The organism is Gordonia oleivorans, assembly GCF_040044975.1.
Classification (GTDB): Bacteria; Actinomycetota; Actinomycetes; order Mycobacteriales; family Mycobacteriaceae; genus Gordonia; species Gordonia oleivorans.
In genome coordinates this window covers 1-24,404 of the sequence record NZ_JBDZDI010000008.1, presented here as the reverse complement: position 1 = coordinate 24,404, position 24,404 = coordinate 1, and the positions used below count along the sequence as shown (strand labels likewise).

The 24,404-nt window shown below is 67.1% G+C and carries 23 protein-coding genes; 17 read left to right on the top strand and 6 right to left on the bottom strand.

From position 1 onward, the window contains the following. Nucleotides 1–36 precede the first annotated feature (36 nt). The gene (locus ABLE92_RS13905; RefSeq protein WP_348805374.1) at nt 37–1,281 is read left to right on the top strand and encodes a fatty acid desaturase family protein; all 1,245 of its coding nucleotides are present in this window, start codon (nt 37–39) and stop codon (nt 1,279–1,281) included. A 9-nt stretch (nt 1,282–1,290) separates the two neighbouring features. After that, on the top strand, nt 1,291–1,635 hold the full coding sequence (locus ABLE92_RS13900; RefSeq protein ID WP_348805373.1) for a VOC family protein: 345 nt from the start codon (nt 1,291–1,293) through the stop codon (nt 1,633–1,635). Nucleotides 1,636–1,673: 38 nt separating this feature from the next. Here the strand turns inward: ABLE92_RS13900 and ABLE92_RS13895 are convergent, their stop codons facing one another. Beyond that, nucleotides 1,674–2,579 carry an AurF N-oxygenase family protein gene (locus tag ABLE92_RS13895; RefSeq protein WP_348805372.1) on the bottom strand — a complete coding sequence of 302 codons (906 nt, stop codon included), beginning with the start codon at nt 2,577–2,579 and terminating at the stop codon, nt 1,674–1,676. Between the two features lie 66 nt (nt 2,580–2,645). Further along, nucleotides 2,646–3,503: a phosphatase PAP2 family protein gene (locus tag ABLE92_RS13890; protein ID WP_348805371.1), complete on the bottom strand. Its 858-nt coding sequence runs from the start codon at nt 3,501–3,503 to the stop codon at nt 2,646–2,648. Nucleotides 3,504–3,670: 167 nt separating this feature from the next. On the opposite strand from ABLE92_RS13890, the gene ABLE92_RS13885 reads away from it, so the two are divergent. The 14 genes from ABLE92_RS13885 to ABLE92_RS13820 all read left to right on the top strand — a co-directional run bounded on the left by ABLE92_RS13885 (nt 3,671) and on the right by ABLE92_RS13820 (nt 19,585). Further along, complete coding sequence (locus ABLE92_RS13885) at nt 3,671–4,093, top strand: EutQ-related cupin domain-containing protein (protein ID WP_348805509.1); 423 nt, start codon at nt 3,671–3,673, stop codon at nt 4,091–4,093. A gap of 3 nt (nt 4,094–4,096) precedes the next feature. Next, complete coding sequence (locus ABLE92_RS13880) at nt 4,097–4,699, top strand: dimethylamine monooxygenase subunit DmmA family protein (RefSeq protein ID WP_348805370.1); 603 nt, start codon at nt 4,097–4,099, stop codon at nt 4,697–4,699. Continuing rightward, nucleotides 4,696–5,688, top strand: coding sequence for a PDR/VanB family oxidoreductase (locus ABLE92_RS13875; protein ID WP_348805369.1), 993 nt, complete (start codon nt 4,696–4,698; stop codon nt 5,686–5,688). The genes ABLE92_RS13880 and ABLE92_RS13875 overlap by 4 nt, the downstream gene beginning before the upstream one ends. Further along, nucleotides 5,685–7,211, top strand: a complete 1,527-nt coding sequence (locus ABLE92_RS13870; protein ID WP_348805368.1) for a heme-dependent oxidative N-demethylase subunit alpha family protein — start codon at nt 5,685–5,687, stop codon at nt 7,209–7,211. Before ABLE92_RS13875 ends, ABLE92_RS13870 begins: the two co-directional genes overlap by 4 nt. Beyond that, nucleotides 7,208–8,278 (top strand): PDR/VanB family oxidoreductase, encoded by a 1,071-nt coding sequence (locus ABLE92_RS13865; RefSeq protein WP_348805367.1) that lies wholly within the window; start codon nt 7,208–7,210, stop codon nt 8,276–8,278. The genes ABLE92_RS13870 and ABLE92_RS13865 overlap by 4 nt, the downstream gene beginning before the upstream one ends. After that, entirely contained in the window at nt 8,275–9,315 is a 1,041-nt protein-coding gene (locus ABLE92_RS13860; RefSeq protein ID WP_348805366.1) for a heme-dependent oxidative N-demethylase family protein, read from the top strand. Before ABLE92_RS13865 ends, ABLE92_RS13860 begins: the two co-directional genes overlap by 4 nt. Before the next feature lie 48 nt (nt 9,316–9,363). Beyond that, nucleotides 9,364–10,725, top strand: a complete 1,362-nt coding sequence (locus ABLE92_RS13855) for an ammonium transporter (protein ID WP_348805365.1) — start codon at nt 9,364–9,366, stop codon at nt 10,723–10,725. 442 nt (nt 10,726–11,167) lie between these two features. Then, nucleotides 11,168–12,514 (top strand): type III glutamate--ammonia ligase, encoded by a 1,347-nt coding sequence (gene glnT, locus ABLE92_RS13850; protein WP_348805364.1) that lies wholly within the window; start codon nt 11,168–11,170, stop codon nt 12,512–12,514. 46 nt (nt 12,515–12,560) lie between these two features. Further along, nucleotides 12,561–13,457, top strand: a complete 897-nt coding sequence (locus ABLE92_RS13845; protein ID WP_348805363.1) for a class II glutamine amidotransferase domain-containing protein — start codon at nt 12,561–12,563, stop codon at nt 13,455–13,457. Next, a complete protein-coding gene (locus ABLE92_RS13840; RefSeq protein WP_348805362.1) occupies nt 13,445–14,143 on the top strand; it encodes a GltB/FmdC/FwdC-like GXGXG domain-containing protein in 699 nt (232 codons plus the stop codon). The genes ABLE92_RS13845 and ABLE92_RS13840 overlap by 13 nt, the downstream gene beginning before the upstream one ends. Before the next feature lie 78 nt (nt 14,144–14,221). Beyond that, entirely contained in the window at nt 14,222–15,586 is a 1,365-nt protein-coding gene (locus ABLE92_RS13835) for an FMN-binding glutamate synthase family protein (protein ID WP_348805361.1), read from the top strand. Beyond that, nucleotides 15,583–16,770: an NAD(P)/FAD-dependent oxidoreductase gene (locus ABLE92_RS13830; RefSeq protein ID WP_348805360.1), complete on the top strand. Its 1,188-nt coding sequence runs from the start codon at nt 15,583–15,585 to the stop codon at nt 16,768–16,770. The genes ABLE92_RS13835 and ABLE92_RS13830 overlap by 4 nt, the downstream gene beginning before the upstream one ends. A 124-nt stretch (nt 16,771–16,894) precedes the next feature. Beyond that, on the top strand, nt 16,895–17,602 hold the full coding sequence (locus ABLE92_RS13825; RefSeq protein ID WP_348805359.1) for a helix-turn-helix domain-containing protein: 708 nt from the start codon (nt 16,895–16,897) through the stop codon (nt 17,600–17,602). 627 nt (nt 17,603–18,229) lie between these two features. After that, nucleotides 18,230–19,585, top strand: coding sequence for an AAA family ATPase (locus ABLE92_RS13820; RefSeq protein WP_348805358.1), 1,356 nt, complete (start codon nt 18,230–18,232; stop codon nt 19,583–19,585). On the opposite strand, the gene ABLE92_RS13815 is transcribed toward ABLE92_RS13820, so the two are convergent. The 3 genes from ABLE92_RS13815 to ABLE92_RS13805 form a co-directional block, all read right to left on the bottom strand. Next, entirely contained in the window at nt 19,509–20,066 is a 558-nt protein-coding gene (locus ABLE92_RS13815; protein WP_449743306.1) for a hypothetical protein, read from the bottom strand. The genes ABLE92_RS13820 and ABLE92_RS13815 overlap by 77 nt on opposite strands. Nucleotides 20,067–20,500: 434 nt before the next feature. Further along, a complete protein-coding gene (locus tag ABLE92_RS13810) occupies nt 20,501–21,238 on the bottom strand; it encodes a hypothetical protein (protein WP_348805357.1) in 738 nt (245 codons plus the stop codon). Between the two features lie 202 nt (nt 21,239–21,440). After that, entirely contained in the window at nt 21,441–22,490 is a 1,050-nt protein-coding gene (locus ABLE92_RS13805; RefSeq protein WP_348805356.1) for an ERCC4 domain-containing protein, read from the bottom strand. 176 nt (nt 22,491–22,666) lie between these two features. Here ABLE92_RS13805 and ABLE92_RS13800 point away from each other — a divergent pair, with 176 nt between their 5' ends. Further along, nucleotides 22,667–23,854 (top strand): lipase family protein, encoded by a 1,188-nt coding sequence (locus tag ABLE92_RS13800; RefSeq protein ID WP_348805355.1) that lies wholly within the window; start codon nt 22,667–22,669, stop codon nt 23,852–23,854. A gap of 86 nt (nt 23,855–23,940) precedes the next feature. Here ABLE92_RS13800 and ABLE92_RS13795 read toward each other — a convergent pair whose 3' ends face one another. Next, nucleotides 23,941–24,279: a hypothetical protein gene (locus ABLE92_RS13795; protein WP_496560805.1), complete on the bottom strand. Its 339-nt coding sequence runs from the start codon at nt 24,277–24,279 to the stop codon at nt 23,941–23,943. Nucleotides 24,280–24,404 lie beyond the last annotated feature (125 nt).

Below are 24,404 nucleotides of genomic sequence, written 5' to 3'. Positions count from 1 at the left end.
GCCTCATCGTCCACCGAACCACACCCGAGGAGTCACATGGCGATCACCGACATCGACGAATACGCCCACCTCACCGAGGCCGACGTGGAAGCACTCGGCGCCGAACTCGACGCCATCCGCCGCGACATCGAGGAGTCCCGCGGCGACGCCGATGCGCGATACATCAAACGCATCATCACCATTCAACGATCTCTCGCCGCCGGCGGGCGGGTCGCCCTGCTGTTCAGCAACCGGAAACCGGCCTGGCTGCTGGGCACCGCGATGCTCGGCGTCGCCAAGATCGTCGAGAACATGGAACTCGGCCACAACGTCATGCACGGCCAATGGGATTGGATGAACGACCCCGAGATCCACTCGTCGTCGTGGGAATGGGACACCACCTGCCCGAGCGTGCAGTGGAAACACTCGCACAACTTCGTCCACCACAAGTACACCAACGTGGTCGGCATGGACGACGACGTGGGCTACGGCATCCTGCGCGTCACCCGCGATCAGCCGTGGGAATGGTGGAACATCGGCAACCCGATCTACAACCTGACCCTCGGCACGTTCTTCGAATACGGTGTGGCACTGCATCATCTGGAGACGGAGAAGCTGCGCAACAAGGAGAAGAGCTGGCGGCAGGCGGCCAAGGACCTGCGCATCATCGGACGCAAGGTCGGCAAGCAGGCCGCCAAGGACTACCTGATCTTCCCGGCACTGTCCGGGCCGAACTGGCGCACCACCATCACCGCGAACTTCACCGCCAACATCATCCGCAACTACTGGTCGTACATGGTGATCTTCTGTGGTCACTTCCCCGACGGCGCCGAGAAATTCACCGTCGCCGAGTACGAGGAAGAGGATCAGCCGCGCTGGTATCTGCGACAGATGTTGGGATCGGCCAACTTCCGGGCCGGCACCCTGATGCGGTTCATGAGCGGCAACCTCAGTCATCAGATCGAGCATCACCTGTTTCCGGACCTGCCGAGCAATCGGTACGAGGAGATCGGTGTGCGGGTGCGGGAACTGTGCGACAAGTACGACCTGCCCTACACCACCGGAAGTCTGCTGCATCAGTACGGCCAGTCGTTCCGCACGATCCTCAAACTCGCCCTGCCCAACGCGTTGCTCAAGGCGACGTCCGACGACGCCCCGGAAACCGCGTCGGAGTTGCGTTTCGCCGTACTCGACGGGATGAAACTGCACTTCGGTGTCGATCCGGACACCGGAAAGCGGCGCGGACTGCGAACGGCGTTGCGCGAATTGAAGAATGCTCCGTTGCACAGCACGCCGACATAACCTGGGGTGATGATCACCGGCGCCCACGTCGTCATCTCCAGCACCGACGCCGAGGCCGATCGCGCGTTCCTGCGTGACGTCCTCGGCTGGTCTCACGTCGACGCCGGCGGCGGATGGCTGATCTTCGCGCTGCCACCGGCCGAGGTCGCGGTGCATCCCGCCGAGTCGGCCGCCCACGAGCTCTATCTGATGTGCGACGACGTCGAGGCCACGATCACCGATCTCGCCGGCAAGGGCGTCACCTGCGGTCCGGTCAGCGATCAGGGCTGGGGATTGCTCACCGGTATCCCGCTGCCCGGCGGTGGGACGGTCGGACTCTACGAGCCGCGGCATCCGACCGCCGCCCATCCCTGATCGGGCCCGGGACCGGCAGCGTTCGTTGACGGGCGAGCTCACAACATGTGCACCTTGCGGTAGATCTTCGCCGCCGCCGGGGTGAGCAGCCCCACCTCGTCGAGGAACTCCATCAGGTGCGCACACCCGGTGCGCACCATCGACTGGAAGTGATGATTGCGGCGCATCTCGGCGATCGCCCGGTGATGGTCGAGGCCGGCATCCCTGTAGGCCTGCGGCCGAACCAGACTGGTGAAGATGTACGACGCGGACAGCGCGATGTAGAAGGCGCTCCACCGTCGGCGGATCGGGCCGACCTCACGCATCGCCACGCGCACCTGTTCACGCGCGAACTTCATGTGCCGGGACTCCTCGAGCACATGGATCTCGTTGACCGTGCGGATGAACGGCAGCACCCGTTCGTCGCGCATGCAGCCCCGCTGGAACACATCCAGGATCTCCTCGGCCACCAGGATGCCGGTGTAGGCGACCTCGTCGGACACCGTCGCCATGAAGAGCTTCCCGAACCGGCCCAGGCGAGGATGCGGTTTGTAGGACGTTCCGACCATCTTCTCGCTCGCCCTGGCGAACATGATCGAATGTCGGCACTCGTCGGCGATCTCGGTGAGTGCGAACTGGAACTCGGGCGTGTGATAGTCGCCGAGGTACTGATCGCGGATCACCACGGCCTGCAGCATCATTGGGAACCAGATGCCGATGGACATGATGGACGCGAACTCGTGGCGGGTGAGCGTGACGCGTTGGTCCTCGCTCAATTCGTCCCAGTAGGGCGTGCCGTAGAGCGTGGACCATTCCGGGCTGCAGCCGTACTTGGTGGGGTCCATCGGAGCCGACCAGTCGATTTCGGTCATCGCGTTGCGTGACAACCGCGCGGCCGAGTCCAGGAGCCGGGCGGAGACCTCGTCGGGACCGATGTCCACTCGGGACGTGGGAGTGACAGTCATCCCGCAATGACACCACCAACCGTGCCATTGGTCAATGGCGAAGAATGATCCGGTCTTCCCGTCCGATTATCGGCGGCCGACGGTCAGCGGCCGGTAGGTGCCGAGAGCCAGCCCGATCACCGCGGCGATCCCCACCGCCGTCATGATCTGCCGAGGCTCCGGGTAGGAGGTCCCGACCAGGATCGCGCTGCTGATGACGGTGAACACCCACGCCAGCGCGCGCAACGCGATCGCACCGCGCGGCGCGGGAGTCGCCGCGTACGGATCGGGCAGCAGGGCACCGAGCCCGATCACGATGAGCACCGAGATGACGATGTCGCTGGGACGATGCCAGCCGTCGGCGATCAGGCCGAAGGTAATCACCGACGCCCACGTTCCGCCGAGCGCGATCACGAACGGCCGCAGCCACTTCGGTGCGGCCGCGACGAGGACGACCACACACGAGGTCACCGCGGCGGCGTGGCCGCTGGGTGCGGAGTTCGACGTCTCGAGGATCCAGTCATGCAATTGTGGGCGGATCAGCACGACGTCGCGCAACACGCGTGCGATCACGGCGATGAGCAGGGGAAAGAGCAGAAGCGTCGCGGTTGTCGCGATCGACCGGCCCCAGCGCACCCGCCCGGTGAGCGTCGGTAGCGACGAGCCGACGATCACCAGCACGGCAGCGGCGAACCACACCCGGACGTCGGTCACCACGGCCACCGTCACCGGATAGGGCACGTGCGCCACCGCCGACGACCGCCGCACCGCGTCGAGGACGTACTGGTCGACGATCTGTCCCCACGACGTCCACACGGCCACCCAGTAGACGGCCGCCGCGAGGGTGAGCGCGACCACCGCAATGCCGACGGCGCCCCACGGCCGTGACGGCGCGGCGGCGTCGTTGCGCGGTTCCGCCTCGGGGGGCGCGGCCAGGACACTCATATGTCCACGGTAGGTCAGGTTTCTGGGAAGAGGCTGGGCGACAGGCCGAGCGTCCGAGGGAGGCGTAGATCTCACCTCAAGAAACATGTTTCGTGTGAATCAACACCGCGGTAATGCTCGCGTAACGCCTCAGGGGTCTACTAACAGGCAACAAGTTTCCTCTAGTGATCCAAACCGGGTCGCAGACCGATGAAAAGGAGAACACCATGACCGTCGACGCCACGAGTGCACTGGCCTTCCGGGTCACCAGCGACGCCTGGACGAACCTGCCGAAGATGCCCGACGCAGACTACCCCGGTACCGAGGGCTTCATCGGCGACGTGTACGAGAATCCCGACGGCAGCGAGATGTGCTCGGGCTACTTCGAACTGCGCCACACCGACGCCCCCCTCTACTACGAATACGAGTACGACGAGATGAAGGTCGTGCTCGAGGGTGAGTTCCTGCTGGAGAACAAGGAAACCGGTCAGAAGACCGTCGCCAAGGCCAAGGACGCCATCTTCTTCCCCAAGGGCTCCAAGATCTACTTCTCCACCCCGAGCTACGCGCTGGCCTTCTACGCCGGACACCGCGACTCCACCCTGCTCTGAACCATGACCTCCGAGCTCTCCGCCGGCACCGCCGCGCAACTCCCGTTCACCAGCCTGCCGGTGTGGGCGCGGCCCGCCCCGGATGACCCGCAGCGGGCGACGACCACGGGGCCGACCGTCACCGGCACGTCCTACGTGCTCGTGGGAGTGGGCGATGCCGCCCACGACGCGCAGGATCGCCGGGTTCCGGCGTTGCCTGCCCGGGCATCGATCAGCCGGATCCGAGCCGAGGATGCCGCAGACGCCGCCGAGCGCCTGCAGCAGGCGCTGGCGACCGCAACCGTCGGGGTGCGGGTGCTCATCGCCGGACCGGTCGGCGCGTGCCTCAAGGTGCGTGCCGCGGCGGTGGCGGCGGGACTCGAGGACGACGAGATCAGTGTCGACGTGGTCGGATCCGGGCCGATCGACGTGTTCTGCTCCCATTGCCGCACCGTCACCACCGCCGACGCCGGAATGGATGACCTCGTCGACTGCGCCGGATGTGGCCGAGAACTCCTCGTCTACTACCACGTGTCCCGGCGTAAGGGTGCCTTCCTCGGTTTCATGGCCGACGCCGAATCGATTCCGGACCCCACCACACCGACCTCCCAGGAGCTACCGGTATGACCACCGCCGCAGAACCTGCCGTGGACAGCCCGTCCCGCATGGCAGACGACGGCACCATGACGCTGACCGTCACCTCGATCACGCAGTCCGCGAGTGACATTCGGACGTTCACCTTCGCCGCCTCGGAGGGCGCGACGCTGCCGGGCTTTGTCCCCGGCAGCCATCTGGTGGTGCAGGCCGGCGAGCACGCCAACGCCTACAGCCTCGTCTCCGACGGCACCGCACCCACCGAGTACGCCATCTCGGTGCTGCGGGTCGCCGACGGCAACGGCGGATCACGGTGGATGCACGACGTCCTCGCCGAGGGCGACACCATCGCGGTTCACCTGCCGCGCAACGCCTTCGCGCCGATCGCCCGCGCTGCCAAACATCTGCTGATCGCCGGCGGTATCGGCATCACCCCGATGGTGTCGCATCTGCGGGCCGCCCGGCGGTGGCATCGCGCCACCCAGGTGCTCTACACCCACCGCGCCGACAACGCCGCCCACCTCGACGACATCACCGCGCTGACCGACGGTGCCTGCGAACTCTTCACCGCCCGAGACGCTTTCACCACCCGACTCGACGAAGTCCTCCGCGATCAGCCGATCGGCACCCACCTCTACGTCTGCGGCCCCGGCCCGATGATCGACGCCGTCGTCGACGCGGCCACTGCGGCCGGCTGGCCCGACTCCCGAATCCACTTCGAGCGCTTCGGCATCGACGCTCTCGATGCCGGCGATCCCTTCCGCGTGCACCTGTCGGGCAGCGACACCATCGTCGATGTGCCGTCCGGCACCAGCATGCTCACCGCGATCGAGAACGCCGGTGTCGCCGTTCCCAATCGATGCCGTCAGGGTGTGTGCGGCGAATGCCGCATCCCGCTGTCCGGCGGCACCCCGATCCACCGCGACCTGTACCTCACCGACGAGGAGAAGACCGCGGGAGACTGCGTGATGCCATGCGTCTCCCGTGCCGATGCCGGCGCCATCCTGGAGATCCCCCTGTGACCATCGAACTCACCGCACCCTCGGCCGCCACCGCGGAACTCATCGCCGGGTTCCCCTTTCCGTTCCCCGAGGACCGCTACCGCTACAGCACCAACGTGGAACCCGCCGGTGCGCCGACCACCACCCCGGCCGGCCAGTGGGGCGCCACCCTCGTCGACATCGACTCCGAGTACCACCACGAACTCCGTTCGCGCGCGGAGGTTCTCGCGTCCGACCCGACCCGCCACGCGATCCTGCCGCATATGGTGCCGGCCGCCTGGGACGCGATGCTGACGCTGATGCGGGAGCTGTCGACGGCCTACCCGGCCGAGATGCATCTGGACGCCACCGGTCCCGACACGTGGCACTGGCGCAATGATCTGCTCGGCATCGACCTCGACTTCACCTACGGCGACCCCGACACGCTGCCGGACGAACCGTTGCGCTACATCGCCTCCCAGGTGCAGGAGGACATCGCGCTGCTCGACCAGCGCGACGGACAGCTGTTCGTCGACGCCGGCGTGATCACCTTCGCCGCCGACTGGAGCTTCGGCTTCGACGTCGGGATGAGCTTCCTGGAGATCCACGGACCGGTGCCGCGGGTGAAGAAGCTCGGCGTCGTCACCCGCGCCCACGAATTCCTCAAGCGACTCCAACCGCACGAACCGTACCGTCGTACCAACTGGACGTTGACCATCGGACGCAGACTCGACGTGTCCACCGAGATCTATCCCGAGTGGGGCCCGGACCGCGAACGCATCCAGCACGTCGACGACGCCGAGTTCGGCAAGCTCGTCCACCTGCGCGTGGAGGTCCAGCACCTCATCCGCCTACCCGACTCGGGCGCGCTGATGTTCCTGATACGCACCTACATGCTCGCACTGGAAGACCTCGCCACCATCGAACCGTGGCGGCGTCGTGCCGCCGAGGTGATCGCCGAGTTGCCGGACGACATGGCCGATTACAAGGGCATCATCAAGTACCGGGAACGTGCCGCGGCATGGCTGCGCGCAGCCGCGCCGACCGTTCCCGCCGCCCAGGGTCTGCCGGACTGGCCGACCACACCACCCGCCGTCGACACCGACGCCGCGGCGTTCCTGATCGTCGCCGCCGGACACGACGACCACGCGTCGCACGTGGCGCGCACCTGGATCAACCAGGCATCCGAGGTCGGCCCGACCCGCATGCTCGTGCTCGATTCGCTTACCGACACCGCCGACGCGGACACCCTTCGGCAGGCGTTGGCGCAGGCCGTCACCGGAACCCGGTTCATGGTGACCGGTGGGCAGTTCGACGTGATGACGACGCTGGCCATCGCCCGTGCGGCCGGTGCGATCGCCGACGAACTCACCGCCTTCGTCACCCACACCGACGACCTGCCGATGTACTGCGCGCACTGCACCACCACCGCGCGCGTCGAGGGGCATCCCGGCGAGGTCGTCACTTGCCCGGGATGCGGGACGAGAGTCGAGATCCACGAGCATCATTCCTCCTCCCGCGGCAGCTTCCTCGCCTCCGCCGCCGAAGCCCGGGAACTGTCATGACCATCATCGACGAGCCCGGCCTGTCCGCCGAACTGCTCAATGGGCATCGGCACCCGGGCTATCGCACCGATGTCCGTCCGATGCGTGTCGTCGAGAAGCGCTCGCTGACAGCGGATATCACGCACTTCCGGTTCGTGCCGGCCGACGATCCGTCGACCGGAGCGGTCTCGCCGATGCTGACGCCGTTTCAGCCGGGAAGCCACGTCATCGTCTCCACCGGAGACGGACACCGCAACGCCTACTCTCTCGTCGACGACGGACTCTATCCCACCGACTACGGCATCTCGGTGCTCCGACGAGGAGCCGGCGGCGGCTCGGACTGGTTGCACGACACCATCTCCGAGGGTGACATCGTCGAGATCGAAGGTCCCCGTGCGATGTTCGCACCGATCCTCGATCAGCGTCACGCCCTATTGGTGGCCGGCGGCATCGGGATCACCCCGATCCTGTCGCACGCACGGGCCATCGCCCGCGATGCGGCGATCACCGGCGTCGGCGCCGAGATCATCTACTCGTATCGGCCGGGCGCGGCCGCCCACCTCGAGGACCTGCGCACACTGGCCGCACACGAGGCGATCACCCTCCACGAGGCGACCGGCGTCGAGGAGACGATCGCCACCCTGCGTGCACGACTTGCCGTGCAGCCCCTGGGCACCCACGCCTACGCCTGCGGTCCGGCGGCCCTGCTGGAGACCTATCAACTCCTCGCCACCGAGGCCGGATGGCCCGCGGCCCGCGTGCATCTGGAGCGATTCACCGCACCTGAACAGGATCCCGGCGACCCGTTCTCCGTGCGTGTGGCCTCCACCGGCGAGCGGATCGACGTTCCGTCGGGTGTCTCACTGCTGGAGAGGCTGCTCGAACACGATGTGGCCGTGCCCAATCTGTGCCGGCAGGGCGTGTGCGGCGAGTGCCGCATCACGGTCCGCTCCGGACCGATCCTGCACCGCGACTTCGTCCTCACCGACGAGGAGAAGGCCTGCGGCGACGCGATGATGAGCTGTGTGTCGCGCGCCGTTCCCACCACCGACACCACGACCGACTGCGATCTCGAGGTGGACCTATGACACTGACGACACCCGCCCGCACCGCCGAAGAGCTGACCCCGGCAGCGCAGCACTTCCTGTCCCAACCCGTCGATCATCTCGCCAACATCCCGTGGCCCTTCCCCGACGAACTCGAGGAGTTCTCCTACACCGTCAACGTCGAACCCGCACGCGTTCCACGACGCACCCGCGGCGGCGAGTGGGGCCGCAACCTGGTGGATCTCGGTGGGGCGGAATACCTCACGTACATGACCGAGCGTCGGCGGATTCTCGACGACGACCCGTCCCGGGCGCGCATCCGCCCGGGCATGGATGTGGCGTGCTGGGATCTGCTGCTCTACTACCTGCGCGACCTCGCGGCCGTCCACCCGGGCGTGATGCACCTCGAGGAGCTGCCCGGCCGCCGATTCCATTGGCGTAACGACCTTCTGGGCACCGATCAGGAGTTCGTGCTCGGCGACCTCACGACGCTGCCATATCACCCGATGGAGTTTCTGGCCCGTGAGGTACCCGACGATCTGCTGCTGATCGTCGAACGCGACGGCCGACTGTACTTCGACGCGGGCATTGTCACCTTCGCCGCCGCCTGGTCGGTGGCCTTCGACGTCGGCATGGACATGGATGAGATCCACGCTCCGGTACCGGGTCTGATCCGCAAGGGCATCGTCGCGCGTGCCGAGCAATTCCTCCGCCGACTCCCCGCCGACCAGGTGTATCGGCGCGTCAACTGGACGTTGTCGGCATCGGATTCACACCTTCTCGACGTCAGTCTCGAAAAGCTGCCGGCGTGGGGTCGTGATATCCCGCAGATGGTCGCCGACGGCGACTACTCCCGCGCCCGCCTGCGCATCGAACTCGAACACTTCGTGCGGCTGCCCACCTCCGGCGCGGTGACCTTCAACATCCGCACGTTCATGGCGTCGCTCGCCGACGTCCGGCGCATCCCGGAGTGGGCCGGGCAGCTGGCCACGGTCATCGAGAACCTCGACGACGACATCGCCGCCTACAAGGGATTTCTGGACTACCGCGACGACGTCGTCGCCTACCTCCGCGGGTAAACCACCCATCAGCGCAACTGCGTAACCACCTCTACTGCAAGGAAAGTCATGGATGTCCTCGCCGCGCACGCGGATCTCGCCTGGATGCTCGCCGCATTCGCATTTCTAGTCCTGATGATCCCCGGACTCGGGCTCTACTACGGCGGCATGCTGGGCGGACGCAACGTCCTCAACATGATGTCGATGGTGTTCGCGACCCTCGGCATCACCTGCGTCATCTACGTCCTCTACGGTTACGGCCTGGTGTCCGGGCCGTCGGTGAAGGGATGGGGAATCATCGGCAACCCCGCCGACTACATCGGTCTGGGCAATCACCTCACCGACGACGGCTCTGGCGGCATCCAGGTGCTCTACATCGCGGCCTGGTTCATCATGTTCGCCGCGATCACCGTGGCCATCGTCGCCAGTGGTGCCGCCGGCCGAATGAAGTTCAGTGCCTGGCTGGTGTTCGTCCCGATCTGGCTGACCCTGGTGTACTTCCCGGTGGCGCACTGGGTGTTCGCCGCCGACTCCGACGCGGGCGCCGGTGGCTTCCTGCTGAACAAGATCCACATCCACGATTTCGCGGGCGGCACCGCGGTGCATATGAACTCCGGAGTGGCGGCGCTCGCTCTGGCCATGGTCCTGGGAGCGCGACGTCGTCGCGCCGAACGCCCCCACAATGTTCCGTTGGTCCTGCTCGGCGGTGGTCTGCTCTGGTTCGGCTGGTTCGGGTTCAACGGCAGCTGCGCGGGTGGTGCGAACTTTCTGACCCAGTACGTCGTCCTCAACACCCTGCTCGCGGGCGGCGCCGGAATGCTCGGCTTCTGGGCCATCGAGAAGTGGCGGGAAGGTCACGTGACCGGTCTGGGTTCCATCACCGGTGCCATTGCCGGGCTCGTCGGTATCACCCCGTCGGCCAACACGATGACACCGATCGGAGCCCTCCTCGTCGGTCTCATCGCCGCCGGTGTGGTCGCGTTCTTCCTCAGTTTCAAGCCGAAGTTCAAGGTCGATGACAGCCTGGACGCCTTCGTCGTGCACGGCATCGGCGGCATCGTCGGCACCCTGTGCATCGTGTTGTTCGCCGCGGGCAGTGCCCCGGCCGGCATCACCGGCATCCTCTTCGGCGGCGACGCCGACATCGTCTGGCGTGAACTCGCCGGCATCGTCATCACCTGCAGCTTCTCCTTCGTGATGACCTGGCTGATCGCGAAGGCCCTCGACAAGACGATCGGTCTGCGCGTCGACCCGGAGACCGAGACGCAGGGCCTGGACTCGAGCATCCACGCCGAATCCGCCTACGAGATCCCCGCAGCCGGCGTCGGACACGGTGGACTGTCGGGCATGTCAACCGCCCAGGCATCACGATCGGTCGAGAAGAAGCTCGCCGAGTCGGTCGACGACGACCTCGCCGACTCCCGCGCCTGATAACCACGGACAGCGCTCCTCGCATCCCGCCGGTCGGGGTGCGGGGAGCGCTGTCTTTCCGGTCCCCGCGCAACGTTGACGGCGCTCTCGTTCACGTTGACGGCGCTCTTGCTCGCGTTGACGGCGCTCTTGCTCGCGTTGACAGCGCTCGCGCTCACACTGACAGCGCTCTTGCTCGCGTTGACAGCGCTCTCGCTCACACTGACAGCGCTCTCGTTCACACTGACGGCGCTCTCGCTCACTCTGACGGCGCTCTCCCCGTCACCGACAGGGTGCTACCGGAGAGGCTGTTCGCGCAGTGGTCGCCGCCCCATATCCGCCCCGATACTCGCCTCTCACAACCGCGAAACACGGTCGCAACAAAACGGGGGTCTACTACAAGTAGACAAGAGTTCATCCGAGTAGACATACTGGTAGCACCCCACCCGACCGGAGCATCGCAATGACTGATACCAACCACGATCTCGCCGCCCTCTGCCAGGCCAGCGGAACCAAGTTCATCCTCGCGATGTTCGTCGACCTGCGCGGCAAGCCCTGCGCCAAGCTGGTGCCGGTCGAGGCGATCGACGAACTGGCCACCGACGGAGTGGGATTCGCGGGCTACGCGGTCGGCGCCATCGGTCAGGAGCCCCGCGATCCCGACCTGATCGCCGTCCCGGACCCGAGCTCCTTTCTGCCGATCCCGTTCATCAAGGAGGGCCTCGCGCTCGTCCACTGCGATCCGCACGTCGAGGGCAAACCGTGGCCGTTCGCGCCGCGCAACATCCTCAAGGCCCTGATCGCGCAGGCCGACGACGCCGGCTTCGAGCCGTGGGTCGGCGCCGAGGTCGAGTACTTCCTGCTCAAGCGTGCCGCCGACGGCTCGCTCGTCACCGCCGACGACGCCGACGACTCCGATCAGCCCTGCTACGACGTGCGCGGCCTCACCCGGATGTACGAACATCTCACCGCGGTGTCCACCGCGATGAACCAACTCGGCTGGGGCAACTACGCCAACGACCACGAAGACGGCAACGGACAGTTCGAGCAGAACTTCGCCTACTCCGATGCCCTGACCACCGCCGACCGTGTCATCACACTGCGTTACCTGCTGTCGGTCATCGCCGCCGAAAGCGGGATGGTCGCCACCTTCATGCCCAAGCCGTTCGCCGAGCGCACCGGCTCCGGCCTGCACCTGCATCTGTCGCTCACCGCCGGCGGCAGGCCGGTGTTCCCGACGGACTTCGATGACGAGCGCGGCCTCGGAATCTCCGACACCGCCTACGGCTTCGTCGCCGGAGTCCTCGAGCACGCCTCCGCGCTGCAATCGGTGATGGCCCCGACGGTCAACTCCTACAAGCGAACCGGTGCGACCGCCACCCGGTCGGGAGCGTCGTGGGCACCCCGCGTTCCGACCTACGGCGGCAATGACCGTACTCACTACATCCGCATCCCCGACAACCAGCGGGTCGAGTTGCGCGGCGGCGACGGTTCGGCCAATCCGTACCTCGCGATCGCCTCGGCCCTCGGCGCCGGACTCGACGGGATCAAGCGGAGCCTCGACCCGGGCGCGCTGGGCTCCGGACCCGATCACATGAGTCCCCTTCCCCTGACCCTCCTGCACGCGGTGGAGGCGCTCGAAGCCGATCCCGTGGTGACCGCGTCGCTCGACGCCGCCATGCCCGAGGAGTGGCCGGCCGACAAGCCCAGCGTCTCAACCTACTTCAGCAAGCTCAAGCGCGAGGAGTTCTTCGCCTGGCATTCGGCCGTCTCCCCCTGGGAGATCGACCAGTACCTCACGGCGTTCTGACCTCGCGTCCCCACCACCTCCACCACCCACCAGAAAGGACCACACCATGTGCGGAATCGTCGGGTTGCATCTGCGCAACCCGGATCTGTATCCCCGACTCGGCGAGCTGCTCGCCACCATGCTCGGCGAAATGCAGGACCGCGGAGCCGATTCGGCCGGTATCGCCGTCTACGGCAACACCGACTGGGCGCCGGCCGACCACGGCTGCGTCAGCCTGCTCGATCTCGATGTCGACGCCGCCGATTCCGCGGCGGCACTGAGCGAGTCGCTCGGCACCCCGGTCTCGGCCCAGTACGTCGACAACACCCTGGTGATCAGCGCCGAACTTCCGTCCGAAGAGCTGCTGGCCGCCGCCCGCGCCGCCTACCCGGGTGCCCTCGTCGCCGGCTTCGGCTCCGACCTCACCGTGCTGAAAGGCGTTGGCGCACCACGAGATCTGACCAAGCGGTGGGACCTCGTCTCGGCCCAGGGCTGGCAGGGCGTCGGACACACCCGCATGGCCACCGAATCGGCCGTCACCCCCGCCGGCGCCCACCCCTACGCCGTCGGACCCGAACAGTGCCTGGTGCACAACGGATCGTTCTCCAATCATGCGACCATCCGTCGCGAACTCCGCGCCGCCGGAGTCGAATTCGACAGCGAGAACGACACCGAGGTCGGTGCCCGATTCGTCGCCCACCAGCTCGCGCAGGGCAAGGACGTCGAGACCGCCCTCAAAGAGGTGTGCGCCACCTTCGACGGCTTCTACACCCTGGTCGTCTCCAACCGCGACTCGTTCGCGGTGGTGCGCGACGCCATCGCCTGCAAGCCCGCCGTCATCGCCGAGACCGACGACTGGGTGGCCATGGCCAGTGAATACCGCGCCCTGGCAGACCTGCCGGGCGTCGAGAACGCTCGTATCTGGGAACCGGAACCGGAGGTCGTGTACGCATGGACACGCTGAACAACACCGACACGCAGGTCTTCGACCTGGCCTCCACCCCGCTGCGTGAGGTCAATTCGACTCTGCACAAAGAGATCTCGGGAGAATTCGAGATCAACAACCCGGCCGGCGCGCACAGCGTCGCAGCCGGAGTCAACGCCCCCGTCAAGATCACCGTCAACGGCCATGTCGGCTACTACGCGGCCGGCATGAACCAGCAGGCCGAGATCGTCATCAACGGCAACGCCGGCACCGGCGTCGCCGAGAACATGATGAGCGGCACGGTCGTCGTCAAGGGCAACGCCTCGCAGTCGGCCGGCGCCACCGCGCACGGCGGACTGCTCGTCATCGAGGGCGACGCGGCCGCACGCTGCGGCATCTCGATGAAGGGCGTCGACATCGTCGTCGGCGGAAACGTCGGCCACAACAGCGCGTTCATGGCGCAGGCCGGCCGGCTGGTCGTCCGCGGCAACGCCGGTGCCGGACTGGGAGATTCGATCTACGAGACCCGGATGTACGTGCGCGGCACCGTCGAAGGCCTGGGTGCGGACTGCATCGCCAAGCCGATGGAGGCCGAGCATCTCGAAGAGCTCGCCGGCCTGCTCAAGGCCGCCGGTTTCAAGGACGACGACCCGAAGACCTACACCCGCTACGGCTCCGCGCGGAAGTTGTACCACTTCCACAGCGACCACTCGTCGGCGTACTGAGTCGGCGTACCTCGCCGACCCACCGAGCCAGGGCCCACCACCCACACCCGCCTCATCCACCTCCACCAGGAGCCCGCCATGACCGAACTCACCAACGAGCAACGCGGACTGCGTGAGTCCGCGACGTTCGACCGCACCACCATCGCCGCCATCCAGCGTGCCGCCGACACCGGCATCTACGACATCCGCGGCTGGGGCGCCAAGCGCAAACTGCCCCACTTCGACGACCTGCTGTTCCTCGGCGCGTCGATGTCGCGCTACCCGCTCGAGGGCTACCGCGAGCGCTGCGACACCGATGTCGTCCTCGGATCGCGTAACGCCAAGTACCCCTTGCATCTCGACACCCCGGTCACCATCGCGGGTATGAGCTTCGGTGCACTGTCCGCCGGTGCCAAGGAGGCACTGGGCCGCGGTGCCTCCGAGGTGGGCACCTCCACCACCACCGGCGACGGCGGGATGACCCCCGAAGAGCGTGGACAGTCGAAGAACCTCGTCTACCAGTACCTTCCGTCGCGTTACGGGATGAACCCCGACGACCTGCGCAAGGCCGACGCGATCGAGGTCGTGCTGGGGCAGGGCGCCAAGCCGGGTGGAGGCGGAATGCTGCTGGGGCAGAAGATCTCCGAGCGTGTGGCGGCCATGCGGACGCTGCCCCAGGGCATCGATCAGCGCAGCGCCTCGCGCCACCCGGACTGGACCGGCCCCGATGACCTCGCCATCAAGATCAACGAGTTGCGCGAGATCACCGACTGGGAGAAGCCCATCTACATCAAGGTGGGCGCCACCCGCACCTATTACGACGTGAAGCTCGCGGTGCACGCCGGCGCCGACGTCGTGGTGGTCGACGGCATGCAGGGCGGCACCGCCGCCACCCAGGACGTGTTCATCGAGCACGTCGGCATCCCGACGCTGGCCGCCATTCCGCAAGCGGTGCAGGCACTTCAGGAGCTCGGAGTGCATCGCAAGGGGGCGAGCGGAGCGACGGGGGATGGTGGAGTACAGCTCATCGTCTCCGGCGGCATCCGTAACGGTGCCGACGTCGCCAAGGCGATGGCACTCGGCGCCGACGCCGTCGCGATCGGTACCGCCGCCCTGATCGCCCTCGGCGACAACGATCCTCGCTGGTCGGCGGAGTACGAGGCGCTCGGTTCGGCCGCCGGTTTCTACGACGACTTCCAGGACGGGAAGGACCCGGCGGGCATCTCCACGCAGGACCCGGAACTGTCGGCACGCTTCGATCCGATCGAGGGTGGTCGTCGCCTGGCCAACTTCCTGCGCGTCATGACCATGGAGGCCCAGACCATCGCCCGCGCCTGCGGCAAGGCACACCTGCAGCACCTCGAGCCCGAGGACCTCGTCGCCATCACCATGGAGGCCGCCGCGATGGCGCGCGTCCCGCTCGCCGGTACCTCCTGGATTCCCGGAACGGGAGCAGGACTGTGAGTCAGAGCGCATCCGTCGTCATCATCGGTGGCGGGCTGGAAGGCGCCGCCACCGCATGGGCCCTGGCGCAACGCGGCATCACCGATGTCGTTGTGTGCGAACGAGATACCGTCGGCGGCGGCATGACCGGCAAGTCGTCAGGCATTGTCCGCTGCCACTACGGGGTCAGCTCGCTGGCCGCGATGGCCGCCGTCGGCCTCGAGGTCTTCGAGAAGGCCGAGGAGATCTTCGGCACCGACATCGGGTTCCGGCAGACCGGCTACGTCGTCGGCGTTGGCGAACCCAACGTCGACAACCTCCGCAAGAGCATGGCCGCGCAACGTGAGGTCGGGGTGCAGACCGAGGAGATCGGTCGCGACGAGGTGGCCACGATGTGGCCGGCCGCCGACCTCGAACCGTTCGCGGCGTTCGGCTGGGAGGAGCGCGGCGGATACGGCGACGCCTATCAGACCGCGCAGGCCTTCGCGGCGTCCGCCCGCGCCGGTGCTGTCCGAATCCGGCAGGGCACCAGCGTCTCCGGGCTGCTCGTCGACGGTGATCGGGTCACCGGGGTGACCCTTGCCGACGGTGACACCATCTCCGCCGACACCGTCGTCGTCGCCACCGGTGTGTGGACCCGCCCGTTCCTGCAGGCATACGGCATCGATGTGCCGATCCAGGTGCACCGCGAGCAGATCGTGATGATCCATCCCGGCGTCGAGATCGGCGAGGTCCCGGTGTTCTCCGACCTCGTGTCCCTGCAGTACGTCCGCCCCGATGTGCGCGGCGAGATCCTGTTCGGCAACAGCGATCTGCAGGAACTGGAGATCGCCGACCCGGACGGCTACCTCAACCGCGCCGACGAGGCCTTCCTCGATCTGACCGTCGACAAGGTGGGCACCCGCTTCCCGGACTTCACCGAGGCGGCCATCACCGCCAGCTACGCCGGTTGCTACGACGTCACCCCGGACTGGAATCCGATCATCTCCCGCGGACCGCTCGACGGACTGGTGATCGCCGCCGGCTTCAGCGGCCACGGGTTCAAGATCTCGCCGGCCGTCGGTCGTCTCGTCGCCGACCTCGTCGTCGACGGCCGCAGCAGCGACCCACGGATTCCCGAATCCGACTTCCGGTTCACGCGTTTCGCGGAGAACGACCTGCTCAAGACCCGTTTCCCGTATGTCGGGGCGGGCGAGATGAGGTGAGTGCGTGTGCGCACGCAACCGCGGTGAGCGAGGCGACGGTGTGGTCGCCGAGTTCCCGCGGTTCCTTCTGGCCGACTCCTCCGGGTTACCGTCAGTGGACGACGTTTCCCGATATGCTGTCGGGATGGACCAGACCGACGACGCGATCACCGTCGATCCGGCGACGACCGACGCGGATTCGGGGTCGTCCGCGGATGCCCTGATCCGCAACCAGTCGGGAACCGCGCGCGATCGCACTCCCGATCAGTCCGTCGAGGAACTCGAACTCGAGACCGCGATCGCCACCAACGTCCGCCGGCTGCGTCAGCAATTGGGGCTCACGGTGGGCGAGATGGCCATCCGTGTCGGCATCTCCAAGGCGATGCTGTCGAAGATCGAGAACGCGCAGACCTCCTGCAGTCTGGCCACCCTGGCCCGGCTGGCGACGGCCTTCGACATCTCGGTGACCTCGCTGTTCCGTGGCGCCGACGTCGAACGCTCGGCCGTATTCGTGAAGTCGGGGGAGGGCTCGCGGATCGTGCGCGCCGGCTCGCGGGAGGGCCACGACTACGAACTGCTGGGGTCGCTCCGCGGCGAGCACAAGCGCCTGGAATGCCTGATGGTCACCCTCAACGAGGACTCCGTCACCCAGCCGCTGTTCCAGCATCCGGGCACCGAGTTCCTGTACATGATCGAAGGCGTCATGGAGTACGCGCACAGCCGGTCGGTGTATCGCCTGTCACCGGGTGATTCCATGCAACTCGACGGCGAGGCCCCGCACGGTCCGGTCGCACTGATCGAACTCCCGGTGCGCTTCCTGTCGGTCATCGCGTTCCCCGATTCGGCGGTCTGACAGCCATCCCGCTGGGAGTGGCCTCATTGCGGCGGTCGACCCCTTCTCGCTGGGGTTGGTCTTACTCCGGTGGTCGAGCCGGTGAGGAGCGCAAGCGACGAGCCGTGTCGAGACCCGGCGAGATGGGGCTGGAAATCGTTGGGCGGGTCAGTATTTCTCCGTGGTCTCGAGGCTCGTCGCCCTGGGGGCTCCTCGCACCTCGACCGGCGGGGATAGCGGTGGGACGGAGTCTCTTTGGGTTGTGGCCTACCCCGCTGGTCGACTCCTCAATCCGGCGGTCGAGCCGGTGAGGAGCGATAGCTGCCGCGTTGAGCTCCGTCGAAACGACGAGCCGTGTCGAGACCTGGCGAGGTAGGGCTGGAAGCTGTTGGGCAGGTGAGGTAGTCGGCATACGTGGTCTCGAGGCTCGTCGCCCTGGGGGCTCCTCGCACCTCGACCGGCGGGAATAGCGTTGGGACGGAGTCTCTTTGGGTGGTGGTGGCCCTGACCCGGTTGTCGAGCCGTGTCGAGGCCCGGTCCCAAGGTACGCAAGAATAATCCATTGCGTCCGCCCGCCCGGACATGTCACAGTGAGTCGCCGGCGAAAACCCCACTCCCGCAAGGAGGACCGACCCACTGGAGACTCCGATGATCCCGGACGGCCCGATGCCCGACGCCGACGTGCCCGCGACCGCCCCCACCGACCGGGGCTCCACGCTGGCGGATCTGCTTGCCGCAGAAGACTACTGGGTCCGCAAGACCGTGACGTTCCTCGGTCGGCTCCTGTCGGAGACGAGCGAGACTCGGGCGCAGGGATTCTCGGAGTTCCTCGCCGAGCATCTGGGTCATCGTCGGCACGAACTGGTGGCGCACATGCTTCCGCTGGCACCGGCCACCGTGGTGGCCGCCGGCCTGGTGCTCGCCGATCTGATCGAGGAGGGCCGGCCGCGGATCGGTCCGGACGAGGACGACGGTCCGCCGAGCTGGGCTCATCATCGGGTCGGTTCGTCGGAGTACTCGGCGCCGGCCGACGCCACCTTGATCTTTCTCGGCGACAACCCCTTCGGGGACACCGCACTCGCGATCGCCTGCTCGGTCAACACGGACCGTCCGAGCTCGAGCCTCACCGTGCTCGTCGCCCCGGGCCACGACGAGGTGGCACGGGCGGCGATGTCGGAGATCCGGCGTCGCATCGCGGAGCGTAACCCGCTGCGGGGCCGGGTGCTGTCGGTCGGACAACACTACGGTGCCCTGACATTCAGTGTTGTGGAATCCATCTCGGCCGGCCGTGCGCGGGTCTCGGTTCCCGAATCGGTGTGGCGGGAAATCGATCTGGCCGTCGACGCGGTGACCGAACGCAGCGACGCGCTGCGCGCCGCCGGCCTGTCCACCAGCTATGGCGTCCTGATCGCCGGGCGGCCGGGTGTCGGCAAGACCGCGGTCTCACGAGTGGTGGCAACCGAACTCGCCGGTGACTTCACGATCCTGATCCCGACGGCCACGGCCGCATCACAGGCGCTCGCCGAGATCTACGAACAGGCAGCGACTTTCGGTCCGTCGGTGATCATCCTCGACGACATCGACCTGTACGTGCGCCGCCGCGGTGACGGCGACGACGCCGGGCTGGGCGCGTTGCTCGCCGCCCTGGACGGTGCGGCCAAGTCCGATCGTGTCCTCACCTTGGCGACGACCAACGATCCCCGTGCCCTCGACGGCGCGGCCACCCGGGCGGCGCGCTTCGACAGCATCATCGAACTCGATGCGCCGTCGGATGCGGCGGCCGCCACCATTGTGCGTGGACTCCTCGACAAGGTGCCGGGTTCCGACGTCGACGTCGAGCGGGTGATCGCGGCATTTCCGGACGGACGCAACGGGGCCGACATCGTCGAGACGGTCCGACGCGCCATCCTGCTCGCCGGAGCGCCCGTCACGACGGGCTCGCTGCTGTCGGTGATCGATCGGCAGGAGTACGCCTCGTCTCTGCCGATGGGCACGTATCTGTGAGCGGGTCCGGCACGGAAATCGATCGCAGCGCGAGGGAAATCGTGCCGGTGGCAACCACGTTGGCCGGCAGTTCGGCGTGCACCGTGCGGCGGTGACCGTTGAGGTCGACGACGGTCACGTCCATCATCCGCGCGCCCGCCAGCGTATTGCCCGGAAACGCGAGGTCCGCGACGGCGGTGGGCAGCGGCACGGCCGCGTCGACATGAAGGATCGCCCGGCCGCCGGTGATCTGGGCGGAGCGCACCCGGGTCACCAGCACCGGGAACCACTGTGTTGGCGCACATAGTGATTGGCACACCGGCTGACCGTCGTCGTCAAGGTAGAACGCGAGCTTGCGGCGGCATGACTCCTCGCGCAGGTCGAGTTCGCCGACGCGAATGTCGGCTCCCGTCGAGGTCATCGGGAGCGGCCAGGTCAGGGGATCGAACGAGCGGGTCACCAGAACCCCTTTCAGCGAGGGCAGTAGATCGAACAGACTCACCGTTCCGGTCTACCCCCGGTAATCCACTCGCCGTAAGCCCTCGACGCGACAAGAGTTCGTCAAAACTCATCGGTCGGTGACCCCCCTCACATGCGCAATCCCGACAGCAGTCTGACAGCGCACGGCCATCGTGCGGGCAGACCGGCCGGTCATGGTGGAGCACGTCAGAGAGAAACGCACACAGCCGATCTCACCCCGAGTACCGAGAAGGAGCTCCCCATGGCCGCACCGCGCCGCACCACCAATCAAGCCCACGCCACGCGTCGTCGCCGCGTTCGTCGCTACGACCCGCGCAGCCGTCAATGGCTGTGGATGTGGGTGTGATCCGACGCCGGCCCCCCCGATGTGATGACCCCGAAGTGATGACCCCGATGTGATGACCCCACCCGATCTCGGGTGGGGTCATCGTCGTCGAAACGCTCAGAGGCGCAACCTCACCCGGCCGAGGCCGCCACGATCATCAGAATGAACATGATCAGCAACAGGAACATGCTGACCGCGAAGATCGCGATGGTCGCGCCCATGCCGTTGTACTTCTGCGGTGCGGGGCCCAGCGATCCGCCGCTGAACACCCACACCGGCGCGCGGTATTCGAGTTCCACCGGCTGACCGGGATGGACCATGACCGGCAGGTCCGCCGGCCCGATGCGCGGCGGCAGCAAGTAGGGCACGTGCACGTGCAGATGATGCTGGCCGGGTGGCAACGGGATCTCGTTGCGGCCCCACGACGTCACCGGCAACTCGTGGCCGTCGACGCTGATCTTCGGCTTGAAGAATGCCAGCATCCACGACAGCGGGAAGTACTTGGTGGTCAGCGCGATTCCTTGCTGCTGACCCGCGACTCCCTGGGGTCCGGGATGGGCCGGCGGGGCGGCGTGACCGGCCGCCGGATAAGACTGCTGCGCGGGCTGTTGCGCGGGAGCGCCGTAACCGGCCGGCGCCGCGCCATATGCGGGGGATGCCGGTGGCTGTCCGTACTCCTGCCCGGGCTGCCTGTACTGGGGTTGCCCGTGCTGGGGCTGTCCGTGCTGTGGTTGACCGTACTGAGGCTGTCCGTACTGGGGCGGCGGCCCGTACTGCGGTTGTCCCTGCTGGGGTTGACCGTACTGGGGTTGACCGTACTGGGGCTGGCCATACGGGGACTGGCCCTGCGGTGGTTGCGGACTGTTCACGGTTGTTCCCCGCTCCTGTGTGATACCTCGAGCGCGGACCCGGCACCCGGCCCGCAGTGGACCCAATGTAGCGCGCAGCGCGTCGAACTCAACCCGGACGCTGGAACTGCCGGAATTGTCGTGTCACCAGGGTCATTCGGAAGACCCACCACGGAAGACCCACCACGGAAGACCCACCACGGAAGACCGCGAGTACGTCGGGTCAGGGCGACGCCTGCGCCGCGCGGAAGGCGGCAACCACCTCGGCGGAGATCCGGCCCCGATCGGACACGGCGATCCCCGCCGCCCGTGCCCACGACCGCACGACGGCCGGAGCGGGCGGGCGATCCGCGCCGGAGGCGTCAACCAGGGACGCAGCCGCCGTCTCACTCAACGCCGTCTCACTCAGCGCCGTCTCACTCAGCGCCGTCTCACTCAGCGCCGTCTGACTCAGCGCCGTCTCCGACGACTCCGCGGTCCGGTGCAGACGCCACTCGCTCAGGCACGCACCGAACCAGCGGTACAACCACTCCTGCGCCAACGCGCGCGTCTCACAGAAGACGATGGGTACGGATGGAAACCGGGCCTGCGCCTCGCCGACCGCATCGGCCACCGCGGACGCCGACACGTGTTCGAGTTTGAACAGGGCCGAGTACCCGGAGTCGACGATCACCGCCCCGCGGGGTTGTGCGGAGAGGTCGGCGAGCACGTAGGTGAGCTTGCCCGACAACAGGCTTGACGCGAGATCGTCGATGCTCTTGCGTTCGGCGGTGGCCACCAGCGCGTCGTCGTCGAACACGGCGTAGTCACCCACCGGCAGGCTGCGGCGAACCACCTGGGCCTGCTGCGCGGAGAATTTGTAGGCATAGCGTTCCCGGGTGTCGACGACGATGTCGAGCGCCAGGCCGTGCGCCCGAGCGGTCGGCGTGGTGACGTTCGGCCGCGCCTGCTTCGCAGTGCGGCGGGACTGCCAGAACACCATCTCGCGTCCCCGCGCGCGGGTGAGGACGAACTGGGAGCGGTTCTCGCGACCACGATCGAGGACGAGGTCGATCGCTGCACCACGCCGCGTGATGGACCGGATGGCGACCCGTTCGATGATCTCGGCGTCGTCGGGCCACCCGACCACGCGGTGGCAATACACCTTGGACGTGCGCGGCCAGGTCTCGCGCGTCTTCAGCACGATTCCGTCGTCACCGAGCGGCAGCCGCACGAGGTAGGGCAGCGTGGTGCCTTCCTCCGGGTTGTGCGCGATCAGCAGTTCGTCGGACATCGCCTCCAGCATGCCTCACACACCACCCGCCGACCTGCCTCGACGCGACGCCGGGCACACCGGATACCTCACCGGCAACTCCTTAGGCTAACCTAAGCACTCGTTGGACCCAGTGCCAGTGCGTCGAGTGATCTCCTCGACCTCGCGCCGACGATGACGAAGGGGGGACCTGCCACGTGCTTCGCAAATGGGTGGTGGTCTTGAGTGTGTTGCTGATCGGGTTGATCCCATTCGTGGGTACCCCCACCGCGTCGGCCGCCCCGCAGCCGACCACCACCGCCAAGCCCGGTGCCGGCACGGTGATCAGCTCCACCGACATCACCGACCAGCCCGATGCGCGCATGACCGGCGCCAAGAAGGTCATCGCCGTCACCTACCTCTCCGAGAACGCCCAGGGCGACCTCGTCCCGGTGAAGGCCACGGTGTCGATCCCCGAGACCAACCCGCACGGCCGGTACCGCATCTTCGCGTGGGCCCACGGCACCGCCGGACTCGGCGACGAGTGCACCGTGACCGACCGGATGGGTGTGCGCATCAACGGCAAGGAACGCTGGCACGACTGGATGGGACCGTGGTTGAGTGACGGCTACGTCATCGTCGCCTCCGAGTACGCAGGTGTCGGCGGACCCGGTGTGCACGCCTACTCCGACGGACAGATGCAGGGCAAGAACGTCATCGACTCCGTCCGCGCCGCGCGCACCGTGGTCGAGCGGTACGGCGACGGAAACACCGCCGGCACCGGATACCTCACGTCGGGTGGCTCGCAGGGCGGGCAGAGCGCCATCTTCGCTGGCCATCTCGCCCCGACCTACGCACCGGAACTGCGCAATGTGGGTGTCAGTGCCCAGTCGGTGCCCGTCGACATCGCCGAGATGCTGGCGGTTGTCGCGCCCGGCGTGCCCCCGATCGCCATCCCCGACTACGTCACCTACGTCTCCTATGTGCTGGCCGGCCTCAAGGTGTCGCGTCCCGACATCGACGTCGACTCCTACCTGACGCCGCTGGGCAAACGACTCGTCGACCAGGCCGCCACCGCCTGCTACCCCGAGTTCAGCCCGGCGACAAGCCAATACAACGTCGGCCAGATGGTGTCCCGGCCGCTGTCGGAAGGACCGCTGCTCGACGCGGTCCGTGCCAACTCCAACGTTCCCGACTCGGGGTATGAGGCCCCGATGCTGATCCAGCAGGGGTTGCTCGACCCGATTGCACCGGCCGCGTTCACCTCGGCGTGGGTGGATCGTGCGCGGGCCAACGGTGCCCGCATCGACTACCGGACATACCCGGGGGCCACGCACGGTCTCGGTGCCTACGCGGAAACCGAGGCACACAAGTGGGCCGACACGCTGGCATGGCCGACGAGCTGACTTGCTGAACGAACTGACTTGCTGAACGAACTGACGCCGCGGGTGGGAGACCCGCGGCGTCAGCCCGGACGACGTGCCGTCAGCCGTCAGTGCGCCGTCGGATGCTGGTTGGTGCCACGTTCGGCGACGTGATCACCGGTCAAGGCGATCACCCGCAGTGCCGCACGAAGTTGGCGTGCGGTCGCCGCCCACGCCTCCCATTCGGCGCGGCATTCACCTTCGCGGGAGTCGGCGCCGGCGATCGCGGCATCGTCGGCGGCGTGGGTCCAGATCATGTATTGCTCCTCGGCGATGCCGAGGTGGTCGAGGATGGCGGTGGCGTCGTGGTCGCAGATCGCGGCCACCTGTTCCGGTTCGAGCGGGCATTGTTCGCTGTCGAGTTCGATGAGCCTGATGAGCGCTTCGGGGAGGTCGGCGGCGAGCAGGGTGAATCCCCCCGGGTTTCGTGCCGCTTCCTTTTGAGTCAGGAAGGATGAGCGGTATGCCCAAGAAGATTGATCCGGAGGTCAAGGCGCGTGCGTTGCGGATGTTGGCCGAGCATGGCGGGGAG